Source organism: Clostridium frigoris (genome assembly GCF_018861865.1).
GTDB lineage: Bacteria > Bacillota > Clostridia > Clostridiales > Clostridiaceae > Clostridium_AD > Clostridium_AD frigoris.
The window spans coordinates 1-2022 of sequence record NZ_JAHLDV010000122.1 but is presented as its reverse complement, the minus strand read 5'-3'; the positions used below and the strand labels follow the sequence as shown (position 1 = coordinate 2022).

Here is a 2022-nt window from a genome sequence, read left to right as displayed (position 1 = left end):
TTTACTAAAGTAATTGACTGGTTAAAATAAAATATTATTTCATTTCTTTACCTATTTCTCTGTTTAATTTTCAAAGACCAATTTGCTTTGTCATCATGTGACGACTTCTACAAGTATATCTGTTATTACTTAAGTTGTCAACAGTTTTTTTAAATCATTTTATCTGTTGATATTTTCATACCCTACCACCAATTACTCTTGGCGACAAGTAATATAATATCATCTTTAAACATGATGGGTTTTAGTATTTTCCTTTAATCCGACAATTATATACAGTAATCTCTATAATACTCTTGTATACTAAACTTTCGTTATATTGACACACTAGGAATGGTATACACCTCAAAATCAATTACTACTATCTATTGCATTACATGTATTACTCACAAATATAATATATCCCCCACATTAATAAAATAAATGAAGAGGACTTACCCCTTTTAAATTAAAAAGTTGGGAGATTATCTAAATTATCTTCTGTAGTATTATTAGGTGATGACTTTATAACATCATTTCCATTTCTGTTTTTTCCAACAATTACTGACTCTACTGTCCCCACCTTTGCTAAAGCTACCGCTTTGCTCACATCTAATTCTTCACCAGCACTAGTTAATACATTTGTAATATCTCCGTCTGCATTTTTTCTAACCTTAACTATCTTCATAAAATTACATCTCCTCCTCAATTAATATAAGTATCGTTAAATGGTTAGCATTTTTTTAGTACGTTATTGCTAAACACATTAATTTTTACACTACTTATTTAGTATTTCCCTTATTGCTGTTGTTTTATTACTATAAATTACATTAATTATTATTTATATTTTTACTACTAATTTATAGGGCTCTAATTTTTATATTCAGTATACTAATATATTATTTAAACAGTCCACTTATTTTAGTAAAATAAAAATATTTATGATACACTTAAGTGAGGTGATTTTATGAATGATTTATCAGATAATTGGAATGAACTCTTATTAGATGAAGTTAATAAAGATTATTATTTAAAATTGAGACACTTTTTAAAAAAAGAATATGCAAACTCACTAATATATCCCGAATTAAAAGATATATTTAATGCACTTAAATACACTTCTTATAATGATGTAAATGTTGTTATACTTGGTCAAGATCCTTATCATGGTTCTAATCAAGCTCATGGTTTAAGTTTTTCTGTAAAGTCTGGTGTAAGAATTCCCCCTTCATTACTAAATATATATAAAGAACTAAATACTGATTTAGGTTGTTATATACCAAACACCGGTTATTTAAAAAAATGGGCTGATCAAGGCGTTTTATTATTAAATACAGTCCTTACCGTTAGATCCGGAGAAGCTAATTCTCATAAAAATAAAGGTTGGGAACTTTTTACTGATAGAATTATAACTTTGTTAAATGAAAAAACTAAACCTATAGTTTTCATTTTATGGGGCAATAATGCTCAATCGAAACAATTTCTTTTAACAAATCCAATACATTACATAATAAAATCTGCTCATCCAAGCCCATTATCTGCATATAGAGGCTTTTTTAACAGCAAGCCTTTTTCTAAGACTAATGATTTTTTGATATCTGTAGGTGAAAAAGCCATTGACTGGCAAATTGATAATTTATAAAAATGCATATTTGCATTTTTATTTTTATTCTACTAATATTCTACTAATATTCTACTAATATTCTACTAATATTAAATAGTTATTTAATATTTTGGTTATCCTTCCTATAGTACTTAGTAAAATCTAATACTTATTTTAAAAAAAAAGACTAAAAAAAACGTCTTAGAATTATCTAAGACGTTTTTGGTGGCTAAACCCGGAATCGAACCAGGGACACGAGGATTTTCAGTCCTCTGCTCTACCGACTGAGCTATTTAGCCATGTAACCTGGCGACAACCTACTCTTCCACAAAGTTACCCCTGCAGTACCATCGGCGCATTGAAGCTTAACCTTCGTGTTCGGTATGGGAACGGGTGTTACCTTCAGGCCATAATCACCAGATGAGAATATAAATATTCTCTGA

Annotated in this window: 2 protein-coding genes, 1 tRNA gene and 1 rRNA gene; 1 reads left to right on the top strand and 3 read right to left on the bottom strand. The window is 28.6% G+C overall.

Annotated features, from left to right (window positions below):
* Positions 1-445: 445 nt before the first annotated feature.
* Positions 446-664, bottom strand: a complete 219-nt coding sequence (locus tag KPL37_RS19325; protein WP_216151696.1) for a DUF3892 domain-containing protein — start codon at positions 662-664, stop codon at positions 446-448.
* A 279-nt stretch (positions 665-943) separates the two neighbouring features.
* Between KPL37_RS19325 and KPL37_RS19320 the strand changes: the two genes are divergently transcribed.
* On the top strand, positions 944-1618 hold the full coding sequence (locus tag KPL37_RS19320; protein ID WP_216151695.1) for a uracil-DNA glycosylase: 675 nt from the start codon (positions 944-946) through the stop codon (positions 1616-1618).
* Between the two features lie 184 nt (positions 1619-1802).
* On the opposite strand, the gene KPL37_RS19315 is transcribed toward KPL37_RS19320, so the two are convergent.
* Positions 1803-1878 (bottom strand) — tRNA-Phe (locus KPL37_RS19315).
* A 5-nt stretch (positions 1879-1883) separates the two neighbouring features.
* A 5S ribosomal RNA gene (rrf, locus tag KPL37_RS19310) occupies positions 1884-2000 on the bottom strand.
* Positions 2001-2022 lie beyond the last annotated feature (22 nt).

Excerpts from the sequence above, each read along its gene's own strand:
- KPL37_RS19320 (WP_216151695.1), top strand. The coding sequence starts at position 944 with ATGAATGATTTATCAGATAATTGGAATGAACTCTTATTAGATGAAGTT.
- KPL37_RS19325 (WP_216151696.1), bottom strand. The coding sequence starts at position 664 with ATGAAGATAGTTAAGGTTAGAAAAAATGCAGACGGAGATATTACAAAT.